The sequence below is a fragment of the Microbacterium sp. NPDC055442 genome (genome assembly GCF_053644215.1).
Window position 1 is genome coordinate 450,254 of record NZ_JBSHLF010000003.1, and the last position, 22,289, is coordinate 472,542.

21 protein-coding genes are annotated in these 22,289 nt (G+C 67.9%); 19 read left to right on the forward strand and 2 right to left on the reverse strand.

All coding sequences use genetic code 11. From position 1 onward, the window contains the following. Positions 1–11 precede the first annotated feature (11 nt). The 4 genes from ACWIBS_RS09430 (at position 12) to ACWIBS_RS09445 (ending at position 4,950) form a co-directional block, all read left to right on the forward strand. Positions 12–1,538 (forward strand): MmgE/PrpD family protein, encoded by a 1,527-nt coding sequence (locus ACWIBS_RS09430; RefSeq protein WP_376129138.1) that lies wholly within the window; start codon positions 12–14, stop codon positions 1,536–1,538. 142 nt (positions 1,539–1,680) lie between these two features. Beyond that, positions 1,681–2,583: a methylisocitrate lyase gene (gene prpB / locus ACWIBS_RS09435; RefSeq protein ID WP_376129136.1), complete on the forward strand. Its 903-nt coding sequence runs from the start codon at positions 1,681–1,683 to the stop codon at positions 2,581–2,583. A gap of 1 nt (position 2,584) precedes the next feature. After that, a complete protein-coding gene (locus tag ACWIBS_RS09440; RefSeq protein ID WP_376129134.1) occupies positions 2,585–3,769 on the forward strand; it encodes a bifunctional 2-methylcitrate synthase/citrate synthase in 1,185 nt (394 codons plus the stop codon). Then, positions 3,766–4,950, forward strand: a complete 1,185-nt coding sequence (locus ACWIBS_RS09445; protein WP_376129132.1) for a thiolase family protein — start codon at positions 3,766–3,768, stop codon at positions 4,948–4,950. Before ACWIBS_RS09440 ends, ACWIBS_RS09445 begins: the two co-directional genes overlap by 4 nt. A gap of 69 nt (positions 4,951–5,019) precedes the next feature. Here the strand turns inward: ACWIBS_RS09445 and ACWIBS_RS09450 are convergent, their stop codons facing one another. Together ACWIBS_RS09450 and ACWIBS_RS09455 are read right to left on the reverse strand one after the other, a co-directional pair. Beyond that, entirely contained in the window at positions 5,020–6,045 is a 1,026-nt protein-coding gene (locus ACWIBS_RS09450) for an LLM class flavin-dependent oxidoreductase (protein ID WP_376129131.1), read from the reverse strand. Positions 6,046–6,252: 207 nt separating this feature from the next. Next, a complete protein-coding gene (locus ACWIBS_RS09455) occupies positions 6,253–7,419 on the reverse strand; it encodes an acyl-CoA dehydrogenase family protein (RefSeq protein ID WP_376129129.1) in 1,167 nt (388 codons plus the stop codon). 128 nt (positions 7,420–7,547) lie between these two features. On the opposite strand from ACWIBS_RS09455, the gene ACWIBS_RS09460 reads away from it, so the two are divergent. From ACWIBS_RS09460 to ACWIBS_RS09530, 15 genes are all read left to right on the forward strand, one after another. Then, complete coding sequence (locus ACWIBS_RS09460; protein ID WP_454136910.1) at positions 7,548–8,420, forward strand: HpcH/HpaI aldolase/citrate lyase family protein; 873 nt, start codon at positions 7,548–7,550, stop codon at positions 8,418–8,420. 31 nt (positions 8,421–8,451) lie between these two features. Further along, positions 8,452–8,913: a MaoC family dehydratase gene (locus ACWIBS_RS09465; protein ID WP_376129125.1), complete on the forward strand. Its 462-nt coding sequence runs from the start codon at positions 8,452–8,454 to the stop codon at positions 8,911–8,913. Then, positions 8,910–9,437, forward strand: a complete 528-nt coding sequence (locus ACWIBS_RS09470; RefSeq protein WP_376129124.1) for a nuclear transport factor 2 family protein — start codon at positions 8,910–8,912, stop codon at positions 9,435–9,437. The genes ACWIBS_RS09465 and ACWIBS_RS09470 overlap by 4 nt, the downstream gene beginning before the upstream one ends. Before the next feature lie 40 nt (positions 9,438–9,477). Beyond that, positions 9,478–9,885, forward strand: coding sequence for a hypothetical protein (locus ACWIBS_RS09475; protein WP_376129123.1), 408 nt, complete (start codon positions 9,478–9,480; stop codon positions 9,883–9,885). Beyond that, positions 9,882–11,246: an FAD-dependent oxidoreductase gene (locus ACWIBS_RS09480; protein WP_376129121.1), complete on the forward strand. Its 1,365-nt coding sequence runs from the start codon at positions 9,882–9,884 to the stop codon at positions 11,244–11,246. Before ACWIBS_RS09475 ends, ACWIBS_RS09480 begins: the two co-directional genes overlap by 4 nt. Positions 11,247–11,255: 9 nt before the next feature. Continuing rightward, positions 11,256–12,653: an MFS transporter gene (locus ACWIBS_RS09485; RefSeq protein WP_376129120.1), complete on the forward strand. Its 1,398-nt coding sequence runs from the start codon at positions 11,256–11,258 to the stop codon at positions 12,651–12,653. Between the two features lie 56 nt (positions 12,654–12,709). Then, positions 12,710–14,818: an acetate--CoA ligase family protein gene (locus ACWIBS_RS09490; protein ID WP_376129118.1), complete on the forward strand. Its 2,109-nt coding sequence runs from the start codon at positions 12,710–12,712 to the stop codon at positions 14,816–14,818. A gap of 22 nt (positions 14,819–14,840) precedes the next feature. Beyond that, positions 14,841–15,857: an LLM class flavin-dependent oxidoreductase gene (locus ACWIBS_RS09495; RefSeq protein WP_376129116.1), complete on the forward strand. Its 1,017-nt coding sequence runs from the start codon at positions 14,841–14,843 to the stop codon at positions 15,855–15,857. Between the two features lie 53 nt (positions 15,858–15,910). After that, positions 15,911–16,702, forward strand: a complete 792-nt coding sequence (locus ACWIBS_RS09500) for an SDR family NAD(P)-dependent oxidoreductase (protein ID WP_454136864.1) — start codon at positions 15,911–15,913, stop codon at positions 16,700–16,702. Between the two features lie 25 nt (positions 16,703–16,727). Next, complete coding sequence (locus ACWIBS_RS09505; protein WP_376129112.1) at positions 16,728–17,615, forward strand: DUF6282 family protein; 888 nt, start codon at positions 16,728–16,730, stop codon at positions 17,613–17,615. A gap of 146 nt (positions 17,616–17,761) precedes the next feature. Continuing rightward, positions 17,762–18,937 carry an ABC transporter substrate-binding protein gene (locus tag ACWIBS_RS09510; RefSeq protein ID WP_376129111.1) on the forward strand — a complete coding sequence of 392 codons (1,176 nt, stop codon included), beginning with the start codon at positions 17,762–17,764 and terminating at the stop codon, positions 18,935–18,937. 12 nt (positions 18,938–18,949) lie between these two features. After that, on the forward strand, positions 18,950–19,834 hold the full coding sequence (locus ACWIBS_RS09515) for a branched-chain amino acid ABC transporter permease (RefSeq protein WP_376129110.1): 885 nt from the start codon (positions 18,950–18,952) through the stop codon (positions 19,832–19,834). Next, positions 19,831–20,769, forward strand: coding sequence for a branched-chain amino acid ABC transporter permease (locus ACWIBS_RS09520; protein ID WP_376129108.1), 939 nt, complete (start codon positions 19,831–19,833; stop codon positions 20,767–20,769). Before ACWIBS_RS09515 ends, ACWIBS_RS09520 begins: the two co-directional genes overlap by 4 nt. After that, complete coding sequence (locus ACWIBS_RS09525) at positions 20,766–21,539, forward strand: ABC transporter ATP-binding protein (RefSeq protein ID WP_376129107.1); 774 nt, start codon at positions 20,766–20,768, stop codon at positions 21,537–21,539. The genes ACWIBS_RS09520 and ACWIBS_RS09525 overlap by 4 nt, the downstream gene beginning before the upstream one ends. Beyond that, positions 21,532–22,254, forward strand: coding sequence for an ABC transporter ATP-binding protein (locus ACWIBS_RS09530; protein ID WP_376129106.1), 723 nt, complete (start codon positions 21,532–21,534; stop codon positions 22,252–22,254). The genes ACWIBS_RS09525 and ACWIBS_RS09530 overlap by 8 nt, the downstream gene beginning before the upstream one ends. The last annotated feature ends 35 nt before the right edge of the window (positions 22,255–22,289 follow it).

Below are 22,289 nucleotides of genomic sequence, written 5' to 3' on the forward strand. Positions count from 1 at the left end.
AAAGGCACATCATGACCGTCACCCACCACCTCCGCGTCCACCGCAGCGAAGAGAACCTCGCGCGCGAAGACCAGCTGGCCTGGCACATCGCCGAGGTCGCCACCGACCCCGTCGAGGTCGACGCCGACGTCGTCGACATGATCATCAACCGCGTCATCGACAACGCCGCGGTCGCCGCCGCGTCGCTCACGCGCCGCCCCGTGAGCGCGGCCCGCCAGCAGGCGCTCGACCACGCCGTGTCGGTCTCGGGCGACGGGGCGACCATCTTCGGCTGCTCGCTCGAGCGTCGCACGTCGCCCGAGTGGGCGGCGTGGGCCAACGGCGTGGCCGTGCGCGAACTCGACTACCACGACACCTTCCTCGCGGCCGACTACTCGCACCCCGGCGACAACATCCCGCCGATCGTCGCCGTCGCCCAGCACGTCGGCTCCGACGGCGCCGCGCTCGTGCGCGGCCTCGCGACCGGCTACGAGATCCAGATCGACCTCGTGCGCGCCATCTGCCTGCACAAGCACAAGATCGACCATGTCGCCCACCTCGGCCCGTCGGCCGCCGCCGGCATCGGCACGCTCCTCGGCCTCGACGTCGAGACGATCTACCAGGCCGTCGGCCAGGCGCTCCACACGACGACGGCGACCCGCCAGTCGCGCAAGGGCGAGATCTCGACGTGGAAGGCCCACGCCCCCGCGTTCGCCGGCAAGCTCGCCGTCGAGGCGGTCGACCGCGCGATGCGCGGCGAGACCTCGCCGTCGCCCATCTACGAAGGCGAAGACGGTGTCGTCGCGTGGATGCTCGACGGACCCGACGCGTCATACGACGTGCCGCTGCCCGCTGCGGGCGAGGCCAAGCGCGGCATCCTCGATTCGTACACGAAGGAGCACTCGGCCGAATACCAGGCGCAGGCGTGGATCGACCTCGCGCGCAAGCTGAACGGCGAGCACCCCGAGGCGACCGACCCGGCGAACGTCGAGTCGATCGTGCTGCACACGTCGCACCACACGCACTACGTCATCGGCTCGGGCGCGAACGACCCGCAGAAGTACGACCCGACGGCGTCGCGCGAGACGCTCGACCACTCGATCCCGTACATCTTCGCCGTCGCACTGCAGGACGGCGGCTGGCACCACGTCGACTCGTACGCTCCCGAGCGCGCGGGCCGCGAGGACACCGTGGCGCTGTGGCACAAGGTCACGACGGCCGAGGACGCCGAGTGGACGCGCCGCTACCACTCGGACGACCCGAACGAGAAGGCCTTCGGCGGCCGCGTCGTCATCACCCTGACCGACGGCACCGTGATCGAGGACGAGATCGCCGTCGCCGACGCGCACCCGCTCGGCGCCCGGCCGTTCGCCCGTGCCGACTACGTGCGCAAGTTCCGGATCCTCGCCGAGCCCGTGCTCGACGCGGCCGAGATCGAGCGCTTCCTCGACCTCGCCGAGCGCCTGCCCGAGCTGACGCCGGCCGAGGTGCAGCAGCTCACGATCGTCGCGAAGCCCGGCATCCTGGCTTCGGCGCCCGCTCCCAAGGGCCTCTTCTGATGCGCGTCCTCCCGCTCGCCGGCTCGCTCGCCGGCTCGCGCGCTGCGCACCGCGCCCCGTCTGTTGACTTGCGCCTTGTGCCCGGCGCGCGCGGCGTGTCGTCGGCATTGGGCGCAAGTCAACGGGCGGGAGGGGGGCGCTGATGCTGTACTCGACCGTGAACGCCGCCGAGAAGCGGCGGGCGTTCCGCGAGCGGCTCGCGACGGGGGAGCTGCTGCGGTTCCCCGGCGCGTTCAACCCGCTCAGCGCCCGGCTCATCGAGCGCAAGGGCTTCGAGGGTGTCTACATCTCGGGCGCCGTGCTCTCGGCCGACCTCGGCCTGCCCGACATCGGGCTGACGACGCTCACCGAGGTCGCCGCGCGCGGACAGCAGATCGCGCGCATGACCGACCTGCCCGCGATCATCGACGCCGACACGGGCTTCGGCGAGCCGATGAACGTCGCGCGCACGATCCAGACGCTCGAGGACGCGGGCCTGGCGGGCACGCACATCGAAGACCAGATCAACCCCAAGCGGTGCGGCCACCTCGACGGCAAGTCCGTCGTCGACGAGGACACCGCGATCAAGCGCATCCGCGCGGCCGCCGACGCGCGGCGCGACCCGAACTTCCTCATCATGGCGCGCACCGACATCGCCGCGGTCGACGGGGTGGATGCCGCGATCGACCGCGCGAAGGCGCTCGTCGACGCGGGGGCCGATGCGATCTTCCCCGAGGCGATGCGCTCGCTCGAGGAGTTCGCGGCGATCCGCGGCGCCGTCGACGTGCCGATCCTCGCGAACATGACGGAGTTCGGCAAGAGCGACCTGTTCTCGGTCGACCAGCTGCGCGATGTCGGGGTGAACATCGTGATCTGGCCCGTGTCACTCCTGCGCATCGCGATGGGTGCGGCATCCCGTGCTCTCGATACGCTCACGGACGAGGGGCATCTCACGTCGAAGCTCGGCGAGATGCAGCACCGCGCCGACCTCTACGAGCTGATCGACTACGAGCAGTACAACCATTTCGACACGAACGTCTTCAACTTCCAGATCAGTAAGGACTGAAATGACCGACATCAAGAAGGGCCTTGCCGGAGTCGTCGTCGACTACACGGCGGTCTCGAAGGTCAACCCCGAGACGAACTCCCTGCTGTACCGCGGGTATCCCGTCCAGGAGCTCGCCGCGACGCAGCCCTTCGAGGCGGTCGCGTACCTGCTGTGGCACGGCGAACTGCCGTCCGACGTCGAGCTGGCACAGCTGCGGGCCGTCGAGCGCGAGTACCGGGCGCTGCACCCCGACGTGCGTGCCGTCATCGACCGCGTGCCGCTGGATGCCCACCCCATGGACGAGCTGCGCACGGCGGTCTCGCTGATCGGTGCGCGCGACCTCGCCGGCACGGGATCGGTGCTGGACGCGTCGGGCAATCCCGACGAGAACCTGGCCCGCAGCATCCGTCTGTTCGCGGCTCTTCCGGCCATCGTGGCCTACGGTCAGCGCCGCCGGCGCGGGCAGGAGCCCGTGCCCCCGCGCGATGACCTGGATTACGCCGCCAACTTCCTGTGGATGACGTTCGGCGAAGACGTCGACGACGTCGTGATCGACGCGTTCAACCGCTCGATGATCCTGTATGCCGAGCACTCGTTCAACGCCTCGACGTTCACGAGCCGCGTCATCGCCTCGACGCTGTCCGACCTCTATTCGGCCGTCGTCGGTGCGATCGGCGCGCTCAAGGGACCGCTGCACGGCGGGGCGAACGAGGCCGTGCTGCACATCTTCGACGAGATCGGCGAGGCCGGCAACGTCGGCGCGTGGCTCGATGCGGCACTCGCCGAGAAGCGCAAGATCATGGGCTTCGGGCACCGCGTCTACAAGCGCGGCGACTCGCGCGTGCCGACGATGAAGGCGGCGCTGGACACGCTCGTCGAGCACTACGACCGCCCCGACGTCGAGGCGCTCTACGACGAGCTCGAATCCGAGTTCGTCTCGCGCAAGGGCATCTACCCCAACCTCGACTACCCGTCGGGGCCGGCCTACAACCTGATGGGCTTCGACACGCTGACCTTCACGCCGCTGTTCGTCGCGGCGCGCGTCACGGGCTGGACGGCGCACGTCCTCGAGCAGCTCGCCTCCAACGCGCTCATCCGCCCGCTGTCGGAGTACAACGGCCCGGAGGAGCGTCACATCGAGGGCTACGTTCCGGATGACGCGATGCTCGCTGCCGCCGAGCGTGCCGAGGAGTCCGCGGGATGACGCGCGACAAGGTCGTCATCCTCGGCGGCGCGCGAACACCCGTCGGGTCGTTCGGCGGTGCGCTGAAGGACGTCGACGCGTACGAGCTCGGTGCGGCCGCCGTCACCGAGGCGCTGTCGCGCTCCGGCGTCGACGGGTCCGAGGTCGGCGAGGTCGTGATGGGCAACATCTCGCAGGTGGGGCCCGACGCGTACAACGCGCGCCGGGTCGCGCTCGCGGCGGGGCTGTCGTCTCGGGTGCCGGCCTTCAACGTCAATCGGCTGTGCGGCTCGGGCCTGCAGGCGATCTGGTCGGGCGCGCAGGAGCTGTTGTGGGGCGGGGTCGACGTCGTCGTCGCCGGTGGCGACGAGTCGATGTCGCGCACGCCGTTCCTCGACTTCAACGCCCGCGGCAACGCGCGTTTGGGCGACCGCAAGCTGCTCGACGGCACGATCGCGATCCTGACCGACCCGTTCAGTAAGAAGCACATGGGCGTCACGGCCGAGAACGTCGCCGACAAGTACGGCGTCTCGCGGGCCGAGCAGGACGAGTTCGCGCTCGAATCCCAGCGACGGGCATCGACGGATGCTGCGCGCGCGGCCTTCGCGGAAGAGATCGTCGCCGTGTCTTCCGGCGGTCGGCGGCCGGTCGAGGTGTCGGTCGACGAGCACCCGCGTCCGGAGACGACTCTCGAGACGCTCGCGGGGCTCAAGCCCGTGTTCCAGGAGGGCGGGTCGGTCACGGCCGGCAACGCGTCGGGCATCAACGACGGCGCCGCGGCGACGGTGCTGATGCGTTCGTCGGACGTCAGTGCCCGGGGCCTGTCGGGTCTCGCGACGATCGAGGCGGTCGTCACGGCCGGGAACGAGCCCGAGCTGATGGGCTACGCGCCCGTGTTCGCGCTTGCTCGCTTGTGGGAGCAGACGGGCCTGTCGCCTTCGGATGTCGACGTGTTCGAGCTCAACGAGGCGTTCGCCTCGCAGGCGGTCGCGGTGATCCGCGACGGCGGTCTGGATACGTCTCGGGTGAATCCGTATGGCGGCGCGATCGCGCTCGGGCACCCCGTGGGTGCGACCGGCGCGATCCTCACGGTGCGCGCGGCGCTGGATCTGCACCGCCGCGATCTGGAGTACGCCGTCGTCACGATGTGCATCGGCGGCGGGCAGGCGCTCGCGGCGCTGATCAAGAGGTGGGAGAACTGATTTGACACGAAGGATGCCCCCGGACCGCCCGGTCCGGGGGCATCCTTCGTGTGCGGGCGCTTCCCGCACTCAGTCGGGGAAGTCGCTGAGGACCGGCAGGGCCGAGATCCCGGGGACGACCTCGTCGCCCAGCTCGGTCACGAGGTCCAGTGCGCCCTGGGTCGGCTCGTCCGTCCACTGGGAACGGAACATGAGCGTCTCGATCGGCATGCGCCCGGCGAGGTCGGCGATCTGGGAGACGCACTCCTGTGCGGTCCCGAGGATGGCATGGGCGCGGACCGTTTCGGCGAACTGAGCCTCGAGATCGGCGTTGTCGTACAGGTCCAGGCCCCTGGAGGCATAGGCGAGGTAGCGCTCCTGCGAGAGGGCGACGTACTTCGAGGTGGCGTCCTCGATGCTCGAGCCGAGCATGATGTTGCGGCGCAGCGGCATCGCGCGCATCTCCAGTCCGCGCGCGAGACGATGCTCGCGCACGAGGCGATAGCGTGCTTCGACTTCATCGGCGGTGGCTTCAGGGTTGGGAATGTAGCCGTCGCCGAGGCGACCCGCCCGTCGGGCGCCCGCCGGCGCCGTACCGCCGACCCAGATGGGCGGGTGGGGGTCCTGCACGGGGTGGATGTGCGGTGTCGCTCCGCTAAGAGACCAGAAGCGCCCCTCGAAGTCGACGACATCCTGCGTCCACAGCATCTTCATGAGCTGGAGCATCTCGTCCAGGCGTGCACCGCGCTCCTTGAACGGGACGTCGAAGGCGTCGAACTCCTCGGGGCGGTAGCCGATCCCCACGCCGAAGACGAAGCGGCCTTCCGTGACGATGTCCAGGGTTGCGAGCTCCTCGGCGAGCAGGACGGGGTGGTACATGGGGCCGATCATCACGTTCGTGATGAGGCGGACGTCGCTGTCGACCTCGGCGGCCAGCCGGGCGAGGAGTGGCACGGGCTGCAGCCAGCGCATCTGCCCGTAGAGGAAGTGCTGTCCGAGGGCGATGTCGCGGAAACCCGCTTCTTGCGCGGCGGCCACGATGCGCTGCACGTCCGAGAACTGCTCTGCGGGGGGCCGTGACTTCGGCACATCGGAGAGGGTGATGCCAGCGCGCATAGGATTGCGTCCTTCCAGGAGCAACTGCGGCACCGATGCCAGCAGTAGGTAATGATAATAATGGTAATCATGTGGCTCACATGAAGAGCCATCCTCATGTGTGTGGGCTTCGCCGCAGCAATGAGCGCCCGACGACGCGGGCAGCCAGAAAATGCGACGCTCCCGTCGGAGCCGGACAGGCCGCTGACGAGGGACGCATGCATTCGTTCAATAGGAGCGGGGGAGACCCAGCACCTTCTCGCCAAGGAAGGCGAGGATCAGCTCGTTGCTGATCGGAGCGATGCGCTCGACGCGCACCTCACGCCAGTACCGCTCCACGTGGTACTCCTTCGTATAGCCGTATCCGCCGTGGATCTGGATCGCCCGGTCCGCGGCCTCGAAAGCCCACTCGCTCGCGAGGTACTTCGCCTCGTTGGCCTCCTTCGCGCACGGCTCGCCCGCGTCGTAGAGGATGGCGGCCTTGCGGATGAGCAGATCGACCGCGTCGAGCTTGGCGAGCGAATCAGCCAGCGGGAACTGCACGCCCTGGTTCATCCCGATCGGGCGGGAGAAGACCACGCGCTCCTTCGCGTACTCCGTCGCCTTCTTCAGTGCGGCGCGGCCGATGCCCAGGCACAGCGCGGCGACGATGATGCGCTCGGCGTTCAGGCCGCTGAGCAGGTACTTGAACCCCTTGCCCTCTTCACCCACGACGTCCTCGTCGGGGACGAAGAGGTCTTCGATGACCAGCTCGTTCGTCGCGATCGCGTTGCGACCGAGCTTGGGGATCGGGTTGATCTGCACGTGGTCGCGGTCGACCTTCGTGAAGAACAGCGTCATGCCGTCCGTGGGCTTCGCCCCGGCGTCCTTCGGCGCCGTGCGCGTGATCAGCAGCATCCGGTCCGCTTCCAGCGCCCGCGAGATGAACACCTTGCGGCCGTTGACGATGTACCCGCCTTCGACCTTCTTGGCGAACGTCGTGATGGCCGTCGTCTCGGTTCCCGCGTCGGGCTCGGTGACGGCGAAGCACACCTGCAGGCGGCCCGCGATGGCTTCGGGGAGGTACTTCTGCCGCTGCTCCTCGGTGCCGTGCTTGAGCACGGGCTCCAATCCGAACAGCGCGACCTGGACGGTCGTCGCCGCGTTCAGGCCGCCGCCGTTGCCGGCGACTTCCTGCATGAGGATCGACGCGGCCTGCACGCCCGCGCCTCCGCCGCCGTATTGTTCGGGTGTGGTGATGCCCAGCCAGCCCTCTTCGGCCATTGCGTGGTAGAACTCCCACGGGAACGTGTGAGTCTCGTCGGCGTTGGCCCAGTAGGCATCCGGAAACTTCAGGCATACAGCGCGAACCGCTTGACGAATTTCCTCTTCGACGTCGGGTGAGAGTTCTTCCATGAACCGCTCCTCTGTTCGTAATCTATGTGTATGATACCCATTAATTGATGGCGCGGAAGACCGATCACAGGTCGGCGCATCGCAACACCGACGTTGCTGAAAGGGATCGCATGCACCCGTATCGCTCAATGCTCTTCGTTCCGGGACACCGAGTGTCCTGGGTGGACAAGGCGATCGCCTCGGGAGCCGACGCGATCACGCTGGACCTCGAGGACTCCGTCCCCGAAGAGCTCAAGCCCGAAGCGCGCGCGCTCGTACGGGAATCGATCGAGCGCGTCCGCGAGCACAACGAGAAGATCGGGATCCTCGTCCGCGTCAACGGGCTGTCGACGGGGCAGACCGGCGCGGACATGGAGGCGGTCGTCGGGCCCGGCCTCGACGCGATCTTCGCCCCCAAGGTCGAGACGGCTCTGGACGCGCAGCGCTTCGAGACGCTCCTGGACCACTTCGAGGTCCGCAACGGTGCCGAGAACGTCAAGCTCGTCGTCCCCATGGAGACGGCGCGCGCCGTCGTGAACTGCGAGGAGATCGCCGCGGCCACGCCGAGGATCGGCTCGATCCTCGGATCCACGGCCGAGCACGCCGACGTGGCGCGCGAGATCGGCTTCGAATGGACCCCGGAAGGGCTCGAAACCCTCGCGGTCCGCACCCGCGTGCAGCTCGCCGCGCGAGCGGCGGGCGTTCACCCGATGACGGGCCTGTGGGAGCGCGTGCATGACCTCGAGGGTCTGCGCGCCTTCTCGATCCAGGGCCGCCAGATCGGCTTCCGCGGGCAGATCGCGATCCACCCGAGTCACGTGCCCGTCATCAACGAGGTCTACGGGCCCGATCCCGAGAAGCGCCGCTTCTTCGAGGGGATGATCGAGGCCTACAACGCCGCCGCGGCACAGGGTGCGGGCGCCGTCATCTACGAGGGTGGGCACATCGACAAGGCGCATCTGGACAAGGCGCGCGCATGGCTCGCCCACGCAGACCAGATCGAATCACTCCACGCCCGATGACGGGCGTGCACGACGAGAGGACGAAGAGCCGATGAAGGGCTTGTATTTCGAAGAGATGGAACCGGGCGCCGTCGTTGTGCACCCGCTCACGCGCACCGTGACGGAGATGGACAACGTGCTGTTCACCTCGCTCACCATGAACGTCGCACCGATCCACCTCGATGTCGAGTACGCCAAGACGCTTCCGTACGGGCGACCGCTCATGAACAGCCTGTTCACGATGGGCCTCATCGGCGGCATGACCGTTCCGAACCTCGTCTTCCAGACCTCGCTGGGCAACCTCGGATACGAGGACGTCAAGTTCCCGAACCCCGTGTTCGCGGGCGACACCCTGCGCGCCGAGACGACGATCCTCGACAAGCGGCTCTCGCAGAGCGACCCCACGCGGGGGATCGTGTGGTTCGAGCATCGCGGCATCAATCAGCGTGATGAGATCGTCCTGATCTGCAAGCGCGCGGGTATGGCGATGTGCCGCCCCGTGGCGGAGGCGTGACCGAGGCGCCTGCGCTCACCGTCGAGGATCGGCTGGAGCTCCAGGAGCTGATCGCCCGCTACTCCCTGGCTCGCGACGACAAGCGCTTCGACGATCTCTTGGACTTCTTCGCGGAGGACGGCGAGTTCGAGCGCATCGGCAAGGTCGTCAGCGGCCGCGACGCCGTGCGCGCCTTCTTCCTCGCCTCGGCGGACCGGTACGAGTTCACGAACCATGTGACGCACTCGCAGGTGCTCGACGTGCAGCCGTCCCCGCCAGGACGCCCGCACGTCAAGGGCGTCGTCTCGGGTCATGCCGAACTGCTCCTGAACGGCGAGATCCACTTCGCGGCGTACCGCTACTACGACGACTACGTCAAGGATGACGGCCGCTGGCTCTTCCGTCGGCGCTCCTTGAACTTCTTCTACTCGATGCGCCCGGAGGACACGGTCGACGGCTTCCGCAGCCTCAAGCGGATCCGCTGGGCCGATGGGGCACCCACGGAGGCCGACCTTCCGATGAGGATCCCCGGCTGGCCCGGGTAGTCCGCTCTCCCACACTCGATACGACTCCCGGAGGATTCATATGCCCGCCCACGTCATGGTCGTGCTCTCGAACTCGAAGCCGGAACTCGACGCAGAGTTCAACGACTGGTACACGAACGTCCACCTCGTGGATGTCGTCAACAAGCTCGACGGACTCGAGTCCGCGCAGCGGTTCGAACTCGCCCCGAACCAGAACGAGAGCGCGGAATATCGCTACCTTGCGATCTACGAGATCCCCGAGGGCAAGCTCGAGGACGCCAAGCGCGCGCAGGCCTATCAGCGAGCCGAGCGCGCCGATGCGCTCGCGAACGGGCGCAAGCCCTGGATCGAGTCTCGCGCGGGCGAGCTGTTCGACGGAGAGCACCGCACGTGGTTCTTCACAGCGCTCGGCGAGCCGTACGTCAAGGGTTCGCTCCCCGACCCCGGCGAGGGGGACGAGGGGAAGTGAGCTCGGAGGACGTCATCCCCGTCGTCATCGTGGGAGCGGGGGCGGCAGGGATGATCGCGGCGATGAGCCTGTCGGCAGCCGGGCACCCGGCCGTCATCCTGGAGAAGAGCCTGCGGGTAGGCTGCAACGCGCAGTTCTCGGGTGGTCTCATTCAGGGCTCGGGGACACGATTCCAGGCCGAGAGCGACATCGAGGACTCGCCCTCCCGGCACTACGCCGACCTGATGGCCCAGAACAAGGGGGTCGCGGACGCGGCGATCGTCGAGATGGTCGCGCGGCGCTCGGCCGACGTCATCCACTTCCTCGTGGACAGCATGGGGCTGAAGATGCACCTCGATACGAGCGTGCTCTACTCGGGTCACTCGACCTACCGGATGCACGCGATGGCGTCCGAGACCGGCGACGAGCTCGTGCGCGAGATGCGCGCACGCATGCGCGATGACGAGCTGATCGACCTTGTGGACGGCGCGGAGGTGCTCGACGTCGTTCCCGAGGGTGATCTGCTGCGTGTCACCTTCGCGCAGGACGACGCGACGGAGTCGATCCTCGCCGAGCACGTCATCCTCGCCTCGAACGGATTCGGCGCCAACCGCGACATGGTGCGCCGATACATCGGCGAGGCTGTCGCAGAGCTTCCCTACTGGGGCTCGGAGAACAGCGACGGGCGCGGCATCGAGATCGGGATGCGGCTGGGTGCCGGCACGGCGTACATGACGGCATACGAAGGGCACAGTCACCTCAACCCCAAGTACGGCACGCGCATGGGCGGCGCGCTTCCGGCGCTCGGCAGCATCATCGTCGGGTCGGATGGGCGCCGCTTCGCCCCGGAGGATACGACGAACTCGGGCTTCTCACGGTTCATGATCCCGCTTCCCGGCAGCGAAGCCGTCGAGATCTACGACGACCGCGTCCACTCCGCCGCGCTGCGCAACGGCGCGTACGAAGAGGCGTGGACGGTGGGCGCCGTGCGGCGGTTCGACTCGCTGGAGGAACTGGCGGACGCCTTCGCCCTGCCCGCGGATGCCGTCGCCGACGAGGTGGCCCGGTTCAATGCCGCGGCGGGGTCGGACGTGGACGAGCTGGGTCGCAAGGCGACCACGCGGGTCCCGCTCGCCGCGCCCTTCTACGGAGCTCGGGTCTCGGCGGGGGTCATCCACACGCAGGGCGGCCTGACCGTCGACACGGGCTGCCGCGTCGTGACGGTGGACGGCGCGGTCGTCCCCGGTCTGTACGCGTGCGGCGGAGTGGCCGCCGGGATCTCGGGCACCGGGGTGGACACCTACCTGCCCGGCAACGGCCTGACCCACGCGTTCACGACGGGGCTCGTCGCCAGCGAGCACGTCGCCGCGCGGCTTTCCTGAGCGGCGAGGATGCGGACGGGGAGTGATCGCAGCGCCGCATTCGGCATCACCTTTGCGGCCCTCGGCGCGGGGATCGTCAGCTCGCTCGGCATTCTGCTGGTTCCCTCGATCGCGGCTGCATACGACGTCGAGGTGGCCACGGCGCAGTGGATGCTCACGGCGAATCTCATCGCCGGCGTCGTGGCGACCCCCATCCTCGGGCGACTCAGCGACGGGGGGCGTCCGCGCCGCGTCATGATGCTGGCGATCCTCTCGATCGGCATCGGCTCGGTCGTGTGCGCCCTCGCCCCGAACTTTGCGGTGTTCCTTCTCGGGCGGATCCTCCAAGGACCCTCCTATGCGCTGTTCCCCGTCGCCGCCGCCCTCGCGCGCCGCTCGGTGAGCGAGCCCCGCGTGCTGCGCAGCGCCCTGGCGGGCCTGGCGGTCTCGGGTGCCGTGGGGACGGGGCTCGGCTACCCGATCACGGGTCTGCTCGCCGAGGTGGGCTCCTTCTCGACCGCCTTCTGGTTCGGTGCGGGCTACATACTGCTGGCGCTCGTCGCCGTCTCCCCCGCGATCGTGCCCTTGCGCACCGTCGTCGAGCCGGTGCGGCATCGCTTCGACTATCTGGGTGCCGTGCTGCTGGGCGGCGGGCTCTGCGGCGTCCTCTTCTACATCGCGGAGGGGCCCACCCTGGGCTGGCTCGCGCCGATCGGCCTGGTGGCGCTCGCGGTGGGGGTGCTCGCCCTGGCGTGCTGGGTGTGGCAGGCGCTGCGCGTCCCGCATCCCGTCATCGATCTGCGCGGATCGCTGGGGGCGGGCGTCCTGCTGGCCAATCTCGTCACGCTCGTGTTCGGCATGACGGTCTACATGGTCGCCTCCGGCAGCGGAATCGTCGGTCAGGCGCCGCATTCGACGGGGTACGGGTACGCCTGGACCGTCGCCCAGGCGGGGTGGATCATGCTGCCGCTCACGCTCGGGGCCTACGTCTCCAGCATCGCGGTGGGCAAGCTGTCCGTGCGGATCGGCACCGAGGGGCGTCCTGTCGTCTGGGCGCTCGCGGCGGGAGTTGCCGGTGCCGCCCTGGCAAGCGGGCTCCTCGTGTTCGCGCACGGCTGGTCCGTGACCTTCTACCTCGGCATGCTCGTGGCAGGTCTGGGGATGGGGATCGCCTACGGCGTGATGCCGCTGCTCATCGGCCGCCACGTCAAGGCGACGGACTTCGGCAGCGCCATGAGCTTCAATCAGCTGCTGCGCACGGTGGGGGGCTCCGTGGGTGCGGCACTCTCGGGCGCCATCATCGCGTCGTACTCGCAGGGCCAGGTGTTCCCCGACCCCGCGGGTGTCGTGCTGAACTTCGCCGTGCCCGGACTTGCGGCATCCGCTCTGCTCGGGGTTCTGGTGATCGTCGCCCTGAGGCGCAAATAGTTTATGATGATGATCATATATATCGACTCGATCGATTTTCGGAGCAAGGAGGCACCGTGAACGCGGCAGAGGGACGACGTCCGGCATTGGATCTCGGATCGCTGCTCGCGCCGCGTTCGATCGCGGTGATCGGCGCTTCGGCGGATGAAGGCCGGCACAACGGGAGGCCGATCGCGAACCTGCTTCGCACCGGCTACGACGGCGCGATCTATCCCGTCACGCGGCGCGAGGGCGACGTGCGAGGCCTCGCGAGCTACCGGTCGATCGTGGATGTGCCCGAGCGGGTGGACCTCGCCTACATCCTCGTCGGTGCAGACAAGGTCGAGGAGATCATCGGCGAGTGCGCCGCTGCGGGTGTGCGCAACGTCGTCGTCAACGCATCCGGCTTCGCCGAGGAAGGCGACGCCGGGGAGGATGCGCAGCGCCGGATTCGCGACCTCGCCTGGTCCGCCGGGATGCGCGTCATCGGTCCCAACTGCATCGGCGTGCTGTCGGTCCTCGACAACGCCGTCTCGGTGACGACGCTCAACATCACCGTCCAGCAGTCGCCGGGAGACGTCACGATCGTGAGTCAGTCCGGCGGCATGGCGACGAATCTGTTCAACCGCGCGCAGGGCGATGGCGTCGGCATCCGCGCGATGCTGAGCCTCGGCAACGAGGCGGATGTGGATGTCGCGGACGTGCTCGACGCGCTCGCCGACGATGCCGCGACGTCGACCGTCCTCCTCTACGTCGAGCAGCTGCGCGACGTCCCCCGATTCCGGCGGGCCGTTGCGCGCGTGCGCGCGGCGGGGAAGACCATCCTGTGCGTCAAAGCCGGCCGCTCGCAGGCGGGCATGCGCAGCGCGCAGAGCCACACGGGCGCGATGGCGGGCGAATTCGCGGTCTTCCGTGATCTCGTCGGTGCGATGGGCGTGATCGTCGTGGACACCCTCGATGATCTCGTCGACGCGGCGCGCGTGCGCCAGCACCTCGGCGCCGTCGGCGGGGACCGGGTCCTGGTCGTCTCACCCTCCGGCGGCGAGTGCGGCTATGTCGCCGATCTCGCGGAGGGGGCGGGCCTGACGATGCCCGACCTGTCCGAGGGGCTCGTCGCCGGGCTCGCGGACATCATGAGGTTCGGGACGCCGGGCAACCCGCTCGATCTCACGGGCCAGGTCATCGGCGACGACGAGATGCTCGGTCGCGTCTTCGGCGCCCTGGAGCGCTCGGCGGAGTTCGACCTCATCGTCGTCGCGCTTCCCACGTGGGGAGAGTTCGATTCTCGGCGACTGATGCCCCCGATCGTGAAGGCGATGCGCGGTTCAGCGGTCCCGGTCGTCCTGACCGCGTGGTCCTCGCGGGGCCTCACCGAGTGGCGGGAGCAGATGCTCCGCGACGAAGGCGTCCTCTTCTTCGATGATGCGGCCCGGGCGATCCGGGCGCTCGTGGTCGCCGGCACGAGCGGATCGGCCGACGCCTCGGCCGAAGCCGGTGAGCCGGGGGAGGCGGTGCAGTGGGACGCCGACGCGATGCGGGACGAGGCGAAGGCCAAGGCCTGGCTCGCGGGCCTCGGGATCCCCGTCAGCGACGAGTGTGTCGTGCCGCTTGACGCGACGGTCTCGCCCGTGGGGTATCCCGTCGTCCTCAAGGGCGTCGCACCGGGCGTCGCGCACAAATCCGAGTACGGACTGGTCGCGACCGGCATCCGCGACGATCGCGGTCTCGTCCTGGCCGCGGACGGGATCCGCGCCGCGGCGCGTGAGCACGGTGTGGATCTGGACGGCCTCCTCGTGGCCCGGCAGTACAGCGGCGTCGAGTTCATCGTCGGCGTCACGCGCGACCCCTCGTTCGGGCCGGTCATGCTGGTGGGCGCGGGCGGCGTGCTCGCCGAACTGCTCGACGACAAGACCTTCATCGCGTGCCCCGCCACGGAGGCGGATGTCCGCACCGCGCTCGGACGGCTGCGGGTGACGCGACTGCTCGAGGGCTTCCGTGGGCGTCGCGGAGACGTGGATGCGCTCGTCGGGCTCCTGGTGCGCGTGTCGCAGATCGCCGCCCGGTGTCCGCAGCTGAGTGAACTGGATCTCAACCCCGTCATCGTCGGAGCGCCGGGGGAGGGGGCGGTCGTCGTCGACGCGCTCGTCCGCGGCGACGACATCGACGCCGCGGCTGCACGGAACTGACCGTCGTACAGAGGAGAAGCACATGGCACTCAGGTTCGGACTCGCCCTGCAGAACGACTTCCCGCGGGATGCCGACATCGCCCTGCGCGTCGCGCAGATGCGCGAGCAGGCGCAGGAGGCATCGAAGAGCGGCGTCGAATCGCTGTGGGTGCTGCAGCACTACCTGGGCACCATGCCGACCCTGCAGCCGCTTCAGGCGCTGTCGTCGATCGTCGATGTCTCGGGTGATCTGGGGCTCGGGACGAACATGTACATCCTGCCGCTTCGGCACCCCGTGGGTGTCGCCGAGGAGTTCGCCACTTTGGACGCCCTGTCCGGGGGGCGCGCTCTCGCAGGGTTCGGGATGGGATACCGCGAGAACGAGTTCGCGGCGTTCGGCGTCCCGATGGAGGAGCGCATCGGCCGCTACACCGAGTCGATCGAGATCATCCGCAGGCTGTGGTCGGGCGAGCGGGTGACGTATGCCGGCACGCACTTCCGCATCGAGGACGAGCGGATCAGCCTGCCCCCGGTCCGCGAGGGCGGCATCCCCATCTTCATCGGTGCGGGCGCCCATCGGGTCGGCATCGAACGGGCGGCGCGGCTCGGCGATGCGTGGATCGTTCCTCCGCACGTCACGGGGGACCGGCTCGAGCGAGCGATCCGGCTCTACCGTGCGGCACGCGCCGATCTGGGTGCCCAGACGCAGGACCGGTTCATGGTGCGCCGCGAACTCGTCCTGCACGCGGACCGCGATCGCGCGCTGGAGGAGGGCACCGCCGCGCGTACCCGACTCACCGCCGAGTACGGCGCCTACAACGCGCCCGACACGACACCCGACTACGCGCAGCTGTCCAACGCGCAGGCCGCGGAGCAGAAGGCGCGCGACGCCTACATCTTCACCGATCCCGCCGGGGCGATCGAGCACCTGCGCGCGCTCGAGGAGATCGGCGTCACGGATGTCGTGCTCCGCATGCAGTGGTACGACTTCCCGCACGAGCGCATGCTCGAGACGCTGCGGATGTTCCGCGATGAGGTGCTGCCGTACATCGCAAGGTGACCCGCGACGGTCACGAGGTCGATCCTGCTGAGCAGGGGGAGGAAGGGAACCGGATGGATTTCACGACACGCCTGCGTGATCGCACGGCGATCATCACCGGAGCGGGCTCGGGGATCGGTGCGGCGGCGGCCAAGCGGCTGGCGGCCGAAGGCGCGGCGGTCGGGCTGGTGGACCTGAACGGAGACAGCGCCCGCGCGGTAGCGCGGGAGATCGAGGATGGCGGCGGGAAGGCCGCGGTCGCGGGGGGCGTGGACGTCCGATCGCTGGACCAGACGCGCGACGCGGTCGCGGCGCTCTCACAAGCCCTCGGGCGCCCGTCTGTGCTCTTCACGGCAGCAGGAGTGGCGGCTCACCCGGTGCCGAGCCACGATCTGTCGGCGGACGAGTGGCAGGGCGTGCTCGACATCAACCTCAACGGCAGCTTCTTCGCTGCCCAGGCATGCCTTCCGTCGATGATGGAGCTCGGGGGCGGCGCGATCGTCTTCTGTGGATCGACGTCGTCCTTCATCGCCTCGGGCGGAGGCGGGCGAGCGGCGTATCGTGCGTCCAAGGGGGCGATCCGGATGCTCACCCAAACGCTCGCAGTGGAATATGCCGCCCGTCACATCCGAGTCAACAGCGCGTGCCCGGGGCCGGTGGAGACGAACCTGTGGCAGAACACGACGACGATCACCCCGCACGGCGCGAGTGCGGCTGCGGGCGGGAGCAAGCCGCTCGACATCCCCATGGGCAGGCGTGGACGGCCCGAGGAGATCGCCGCATTGGTCGCCTTCCTCGCCTCCGACGACGCTTCTTTCATCACCGGCCAATCGATCCTCGCCGACGGCGGCATGACCGCCGAATGAGTCTCGTGAAGACGGTGGATGAAACATGAGCAGCGCACGCAGGGAACTGCGGGGTCACCACGTCCTGATCGAGGGCGCGATCGACATGCACGTTCACTACGGACCCGAACCGATGCTGGACATCATCTCGGGCTCGCGACACTCGGTCGACCCGATTCAGGCCGCCGGCGAGGCCCGGGAGCACGGGATGGGCGCCATCGTCTTGAAGCCGCACGAGTTCCCCTCCGTGCTCGCCGCGCAGTTGGCGGCTGATGCTGTGCCCGGGATCGAGATCTTTGGCGGCATCACACTGGATCATCCGGTCGGCGGGATCAATCCCTTCGCGGTCGAAGTGGCGCTTCGCGCGGGCGCGCGCGTGGTCTGGTTGCCCACGGTCTCTGCCCTCACCAGCCGGCGCACGGAGCAGCTGTTCGGCACATCCGAGAGGTTCGCCGTTGCAGACCAGGGCGGTGTGCTCCTCCCGGACGTCGCGGCGATCGTGGACCTCGTGATCGAGTACGACGCTGTCCTCGCCACCGGACACATCACTGCCGACGAGCATTTCGCGGTGGCGAACGCCATGGCGGGAAGAGGCAAGGTCGTCGCCACCCATGCGATGCACGGAAACGGCGCCGGTCCCGAGCTCACGAAATCGCAGTGCGTGGAGCTGGCGCAACGGGGGATGTTCATCGAGTTCGCCGCGCACACCTGTGCGGGGAACCCCGCGAAAGCAACGCAGGTCGCCGAAGCACTCGCCGTCCTCCCCCACACGCAGGTCGTGCTCTCCAGTGACTTCGGCTGGACCCAGCACCTCCCGCACCCGGCAGCCGGGCTGCAGAGCTATGTGAGTCAACTCTGGGAGCTCGGCGTGCCTGAGGCGGTGTTGCGCCAGGTGGCGGCTGCGACTCCTCGGGAGCTTCTCGCGCTGGAATGAGGGCCATTTTCGGCCCGTTGACATATCAGTGATCACCATATGTATGATTAGCCACGGTCTTCATCGTCGAAGACCCACCGCCCGAGATTAATGATGATCACGGGCGACACAGCGAAGGGATTCTTATGCTCACGGCAAGAAAGCTCTTGACGAAGACCATCGGTGCAGCATCCGTCATCGCCCTCGGCGCGTTCGCGCTGACCGCATGCGGTGCTGCGGATGCGCCCGCAGCCGACGGGGACGTCGATACCACCTGTGCCATTGCGGATGACATCGTCATCGGCATGGTGAACGAGCAGTCTGGCGGCTCCTTCTTCGCCGGCGTCGGCGTGCTGGAGGGTGCCGAGACCGCGATCGAAGAGATCAACGAGACGGGTTACCTCGGCGACGGAGTGACGCTCTCCATCGAGGTCGCTGACACGGCCAGCGAGACGGACCGCGCCAGCGCCGAGACGACGAAGATGCTCAACAACCCTGACGTCATGGCCGTCATCGGCCCGGCGAGCAGCCAGTCGGCCATCGCTGTCGCGCCGGCCGTCGGCAAGGCTCAGGTCCCGACCATCTTCACGCAGGCGGGCTCTGAAGGTGTCGTCATCAACGACTGGACCTTCCGCGCGACCCCGCCCACGGGGACCTACTACAACTCGGTGGTGGAGTGGGTCGCAGACAACGGCTACAAGACCGTCTCTGTGATCTACAACGGCACGTTCCCCACTTTTGCGGAGATGGGCAAGACTCAGATTCCGGAGCTGGCCAACGAGCTCGGGCTGGAGATCCTCTCCTCGCAGGAGGTGCAGTCGACGACGCAGGATTACACCAACCAGGCGCAGGTCATCGCCAACGAGAACCCTGACGCCGTGATCATGCTCATCCTGCCCGCGCCTTCGATCACCTTCATGAACCAGCTTCGTGACGCCGGCTACAAGGGACAGATCGTCGGCACGCCTTCGCAGGCCGGCGGAATGGTCGCCGACGGCGGTGCCGCGGTCGAGGGCATCGTGTACCCCGTCGCCTTCACGCCCGCCATGGAAGACGAGGACGCGAAGAACTTCGTGAAGCTGTTCGGCTCCGCGTACGACGGCCGTCTGCCCAACACCTACAACGCCGAGGGCTATGACGCGATCTGGTGGATCGCCCACGGCATCAAGGAGACGGGCTGCTCGACCCGCGAGGGCATCCAGGAAGGCCTCGTCGCCGTCGGGAACGCGGGATTCGCCGCGGCTCAGGGACGTAGCGGTCTGACCTTCGTCGACGGCCATGACGTGCGTGTCGAGGGCACGGTCGTCACCTGGGCCAACGGCGAAGAGTCGCTGGTCGAGTAAGGAGATAGTGGCATGCAGGAGCTCCTCAACGCCGCGACGCTGGGTTCCATCTACCTGTTGTTCGCCCTGGGTATGGCATTGCCCTGGGGGACCATCGGAGTCCTGAACTTCGCCTACGGGTCGACGTTCATGTTCTCAGCGCTCGTTGTGCATCTCGTGTCCAAACTGGTCGTTTTGCCCATGCTTGGGGCGCTCCTGCTTGCCGTCCTCATCGGCGCCGTCATCTCGGTGCTGACGCAGCTGCTCGTCTTCCAGCCGATCGTGAAGAGATCGCGATCGCACCACCAGGCAGAGCTGCGGGTCATCATCGGTGGTATAGGCGTCTCGGCGATTCCGCTGGCGATCGCGGAGAAGGTGACCGTCAACGCCCCCTTCGGCATCCGCAGTTCGTACGAGGCGACCGTCATCGAGATCGCGGGATTGCGGGTCAGCTCGACCGGCCTCATCATCATCGTCGTCGGCCTGGCCATCGGCATCGGGGTGACGATCTGGCTCCGTCGCTCCAAGCAGGGCCTCGCCCTCCGCGGGATCGGCACCGACGCTGAGACCGCGCAGGGAATGGGCGTCAACCGCGACCTTCTCGGGCTGGGCACGATGGCCGTGGCAGGCGCGCTGGCCGGACTCGCCGGCGGCCTCCTCACCTTCTATCTTTCGGCCATCTCTCCCGAATCGGGCGACACACTGCTGATCAAGGCATTCGCGATCATCGTGCTGGGTGGCCTCGGATCCATGGGCGGCGTGATTCTGGGTGCGTATGTGCTCGCCGGTGCGGAGACCATCATGACCGTGACCGGACAGGGATCCTGGGTGGATGCCGCGGCCTTCGGCCTCATCTTCGTGATTCTGCTGCTGCGACCACAGGGGCTCTTCGGGCGAAAGGAAGTGCGCCGAACATGAACTGGTTCCTTGCCAACATTGTCCTCATCCAGACGACCTTCACCACGGCACTGCTGGCTCTCAGCCTGCAGATCCCCATGCGTGCAGGAATGTTCTCCTTCGCGGGCTTCGGTGCGTTCGGTATCGGCGGTTACACCGCAGCCATCGCGATGATTCATCTCGGATGGCCGACCTACCCAGCCATTGCCCTGGGCGTCATCGTCGCCGCCGCAAGCACGTACGTGCTCGGTCTCCTCGTGCGCAGGCTGAATGGCCTGTACCTCGGTATGGCGACCCTCGCGTTCACCCTCATCATTGCGGTGATCGTCGTCAACGGCGGGACTCTCACCGGCGGCGCGGCAGGACTGTACGGAGCAGTCGGCGACATTGAGCTGCCGCAGATTGCGCTCATCACCGTTGCGGTCATCGCTGTCGTCGCGTACTTCGAGACCGGCCGTCGCGGCCGTCGCGCGGACGCGGTCCGTGAGGACCCGGCCCTGGCCGCTGCGATGGGGATCAACTCCTCGCGCTTTCGACTCCTCGCCTTCCTCGCATCCGGCGCGGTAGGAGGCCTCACGGGAGCGCTCATGACGCTCAGTCGCACGACGATCGCTCCCACGGACATCAACTTCCACATGATCGTCCTGGCACTCACCGTCATCGTGGTCGGCGGGTGGGGATCATGGGTCGGTGTGGCCATCGGCTCGGTGGTCTTCGTGTGGCTCCCGACGTGGCTCGGCTTCGTGAGCGAGTGGGAGGGTGTCATCTACGGCTTCCTCGTCGCACTGGCCGCAGTCTTCCTGCCTGATGGCGTCCTCGGGGTGATCAAGTCCTGGATTCGGAAGTCCCGGATGCGCGGGCGGCCGTCCACAGTCGAGACGTCGGCGATCCCGTCCATCCGGGCGGTCTCCGGGGAAGCATCAGCGCATCGCGCCAAGACGGAAGGCCCCTCATGAACTCTGTCGAGAACGCCGCCGCTCAGGCCTCCGAGGTCGACCAGGCTCCATTGATCGAGATCGACGACGTCGCTGTTCACTTCGGTGGCGTGAAGGCCGTCGACGGCGTGACCATGCGTCTGCGGCCGGGGCTGATCTACGGGATCATCGGCGCGAACGGGTCGGGGAAGTCGACGCTGTTCGGAGCGATCAGCAGGCTCGTGCCCTTGACGAGGGGGTCGTTGCGCTTCGACGGTGTGCCGTTCGACCGCCAGCCTGCGTACAAGATCCCGCATCTCGGCATCGCGCGCAGCTTCCAGACGGTCCGCCTGCTCGAGGACCGGACCGTTCGGGACAACATCCGACTGGGTCACGACGCGGTCGGCAAGGCGTCGCGCTCCGTCATCGAGCAGCGCGTCACTGATGTCCTCACTCGTCTCGCCCTCGACGAAGTGGCCGAGGTCTATCCGGATGCCCTGTCCTATGGGATCCAGCGACGCGTCGAGATTGCGCGCGCCATCGTGAGTCAGCCCCGGCTCCTCCTCCTGGATGAGCCCACGGCCGGGATGAACGGGCCGGAGCGCGATGAGGTGAGCGAGCTGATGCTGGCGTTGAAGGGCGAGGGGATCACGCAGTTCCTCGTCGAGCATGACGTGCAGATGATGGTCGACACGTGCGACTACCTGTTCGCGATGAACATGGGCAAGCTGATCGCCGAGGGGCCTCCGCAGTCGGTGGTCGAGGACGCCGAAGTCCGGAGATCGTACATGGGAGGAAGCGCCGATGCTTGAGATTCGTGATCTTCAGGTGAGCTATGGAGCGGTGCGCGCGGTGCGAGGGGTATCGCTTCATGCGGCCCCCGGGCGCGTGTCGCTTGTCCTCGGCGCGAACGGCGCGGGAAAGTCCACCACGCTTCGTGCGGCGGCCGGCTTCCTTCGCCAGGCGGAAGGCTCGGTGTCCCTCGACGGGGATGAGCTCCTCGGACGCCCGGCGAACGCCGTTGTGCGGCGTGGAGTCACGCTCGTCCCGGAGGGGCGCAAGATCTTCGCGCCCCTGACAGTCGAAGAGAACCTCCGGCTCGGTGGGTACCTCACTCCTAAGCGAGAAGCGGCGGAGATCCTCGACACCGTGTACGAGCGGTTCCCGATCCTCTCGGAGCGACGCCACGGTGTGGCAGGGCTGCTGAGTGGAGGTGAGCAGCAGATGCTCGCTTTCGGGCGCGCTCTCATGTCACGACCGCGCGTGATTCTGATGGATGAGCCGTCGATGGGCCTCGCGCCCACGATGGTCCACACCGTCATGCGCAGCGTGCGCGAGATCGCCGACTCGGGTGTCGCCGTGCTGATGGTGGAGCAGAATGCCAACGCGAGCCTGCGGATCGCAGACGACGTGTCCGTCATGAGCCGCGGCGCGACGACGTGGACCGGCCTGGCCGGAGAAGTCGACATCCACGCGCTGCACGTGCTCCTCGGCGAGGGCATCTTCGACGAGCACACGCCGCAGTAGCGGCGACGAGAGAGGGGGCAGGGAGTGATCTCCCT

Excerpts from the sequence above, each read along its gene's own strand:
- ACWIBS_RS09430 (WP_376129138.1), top strand. The coding sequence starts at position 12 with ATGACCGTCACCCACCACCTCCGCGTCCACCGCAGCGAAGAGAACCTC.
- prpB (WP_376129136.1), top strand. The coding sequence starts at position 1,681 with ATGCTGTACTCGACCGTGAACGCCGCCGAGAAGCGGCGGGCGTTCCGC.
- ACWIBS_RS09440 (WP_376129134.1), top strand. The coding sequence starts at position 2,585 with ATGACCGACATCAAGAAGGGCCTTGCCGGAGTCGTCGTCGACTACACG.
- ACWIBS_RS09445 (WP_376129132.1), top strand. The coding sequence starts at position 3,766 with ATGACGCGCGACAAGGTCGTCATCCTCGGCGGCGCGCGAACACCCGTC.
- ACWIBS_RS09450 (WP_376129131.1), bottom strand. The coding sequence starts at position 6,045 with ATGCGCGCTGGCATCACCCTCTCCGATGTGCCGAAGTCACGGCCCCCC.
- ACWIBS_RS09455 (WP_376129129.1), bottom strand. The coding sequence starts at position 7,419 with ATGGAAGAACTCTCACCCGACGTCGAAGAGGAAATTCGTCAAGCGGTT.
- ACWIBS_RS09460 (WP_454136910.1), top strand. The coding sequence starts at position 7,548 with ATGCTCTTCGTTCCGGGACACCGAGTGTCCTGGGTGGACAAGGCGATC.
- ACWIBS_RS09465 (WP_376129125.1), top strand. The coding sequence starts at position 8,452 with ATGAAGGGCTTGTATTTCGAAGAGATGGAACCGGGCGCCGTCGTTGTG.
- ACWIBS_RS09475 (WP_376129123.1), top strand. The coding sequence starts at position 9,478 with ATGCCCGCCCACGTCATGGTCGTGCTCTCGAACTCGAAGCCGGAACTC.
- ACWIBS_RS09485 (WP_376129120.1), top strand. The coding sequence starts at position 11,256 with ATGCGGACGGGGAGTGATCGCAGCGCCGCATTCGGCATCACCTTTGCG.
- ACWIBS_RS09495 (WP_376129116.1), top strand. The coding sequence starts at position 14,841 with ATGGCACTCAGGTTCGGACTCGCCCTGCAGAACGACTTCCCGCGGGAT.
- ACWIBS_RS09500 (WP_454136864.1), top strand. The coding sequence starts at position 15,911 with ATGGATTTCACGACACGCCTGCGTGATCGCACGGCGATCATCACCGGA.
- ACWIBS_RS09505 (WP_376129112.1), top strand. The coding sequence starts at position 16,728 with ATGAGCAGCGCACGCAGGGAACTGCGGGGTCACCACGTCCTGATCGAG.
- ACWIBS_RS09515 (WP_376129110.1), top strand. The coding sequence starts at position 18,950 with ATGCAGGAGCTCCTCAACGCCGCGACGCTGGGTTCCATCTACCTGTTG.
- ACWIBS_RS09520 (WP_376129108.1), top strand. The coding sequence starts at position 19,831 with ATGAACTGGTTCCTTGCCAACATTGTCCTCATCCAGACGACCTTCACC.
- ACWIBS_RS09525 (WP_376129107.1), top strand. The coding sequence starts at position 20,766 with ATGAACTCTGTCGAGAACGCCGCCGCTCAGGCCTCCGAGGTCGACCAG.
- ACWIBS_RS09530 (WP_376129106.1), top strand. The coding sequence starts at position 21,532 with ATGCTTGAGATTCGTGATCTTCAGGTGAGCTATGGAGCGGTGCGCGCG.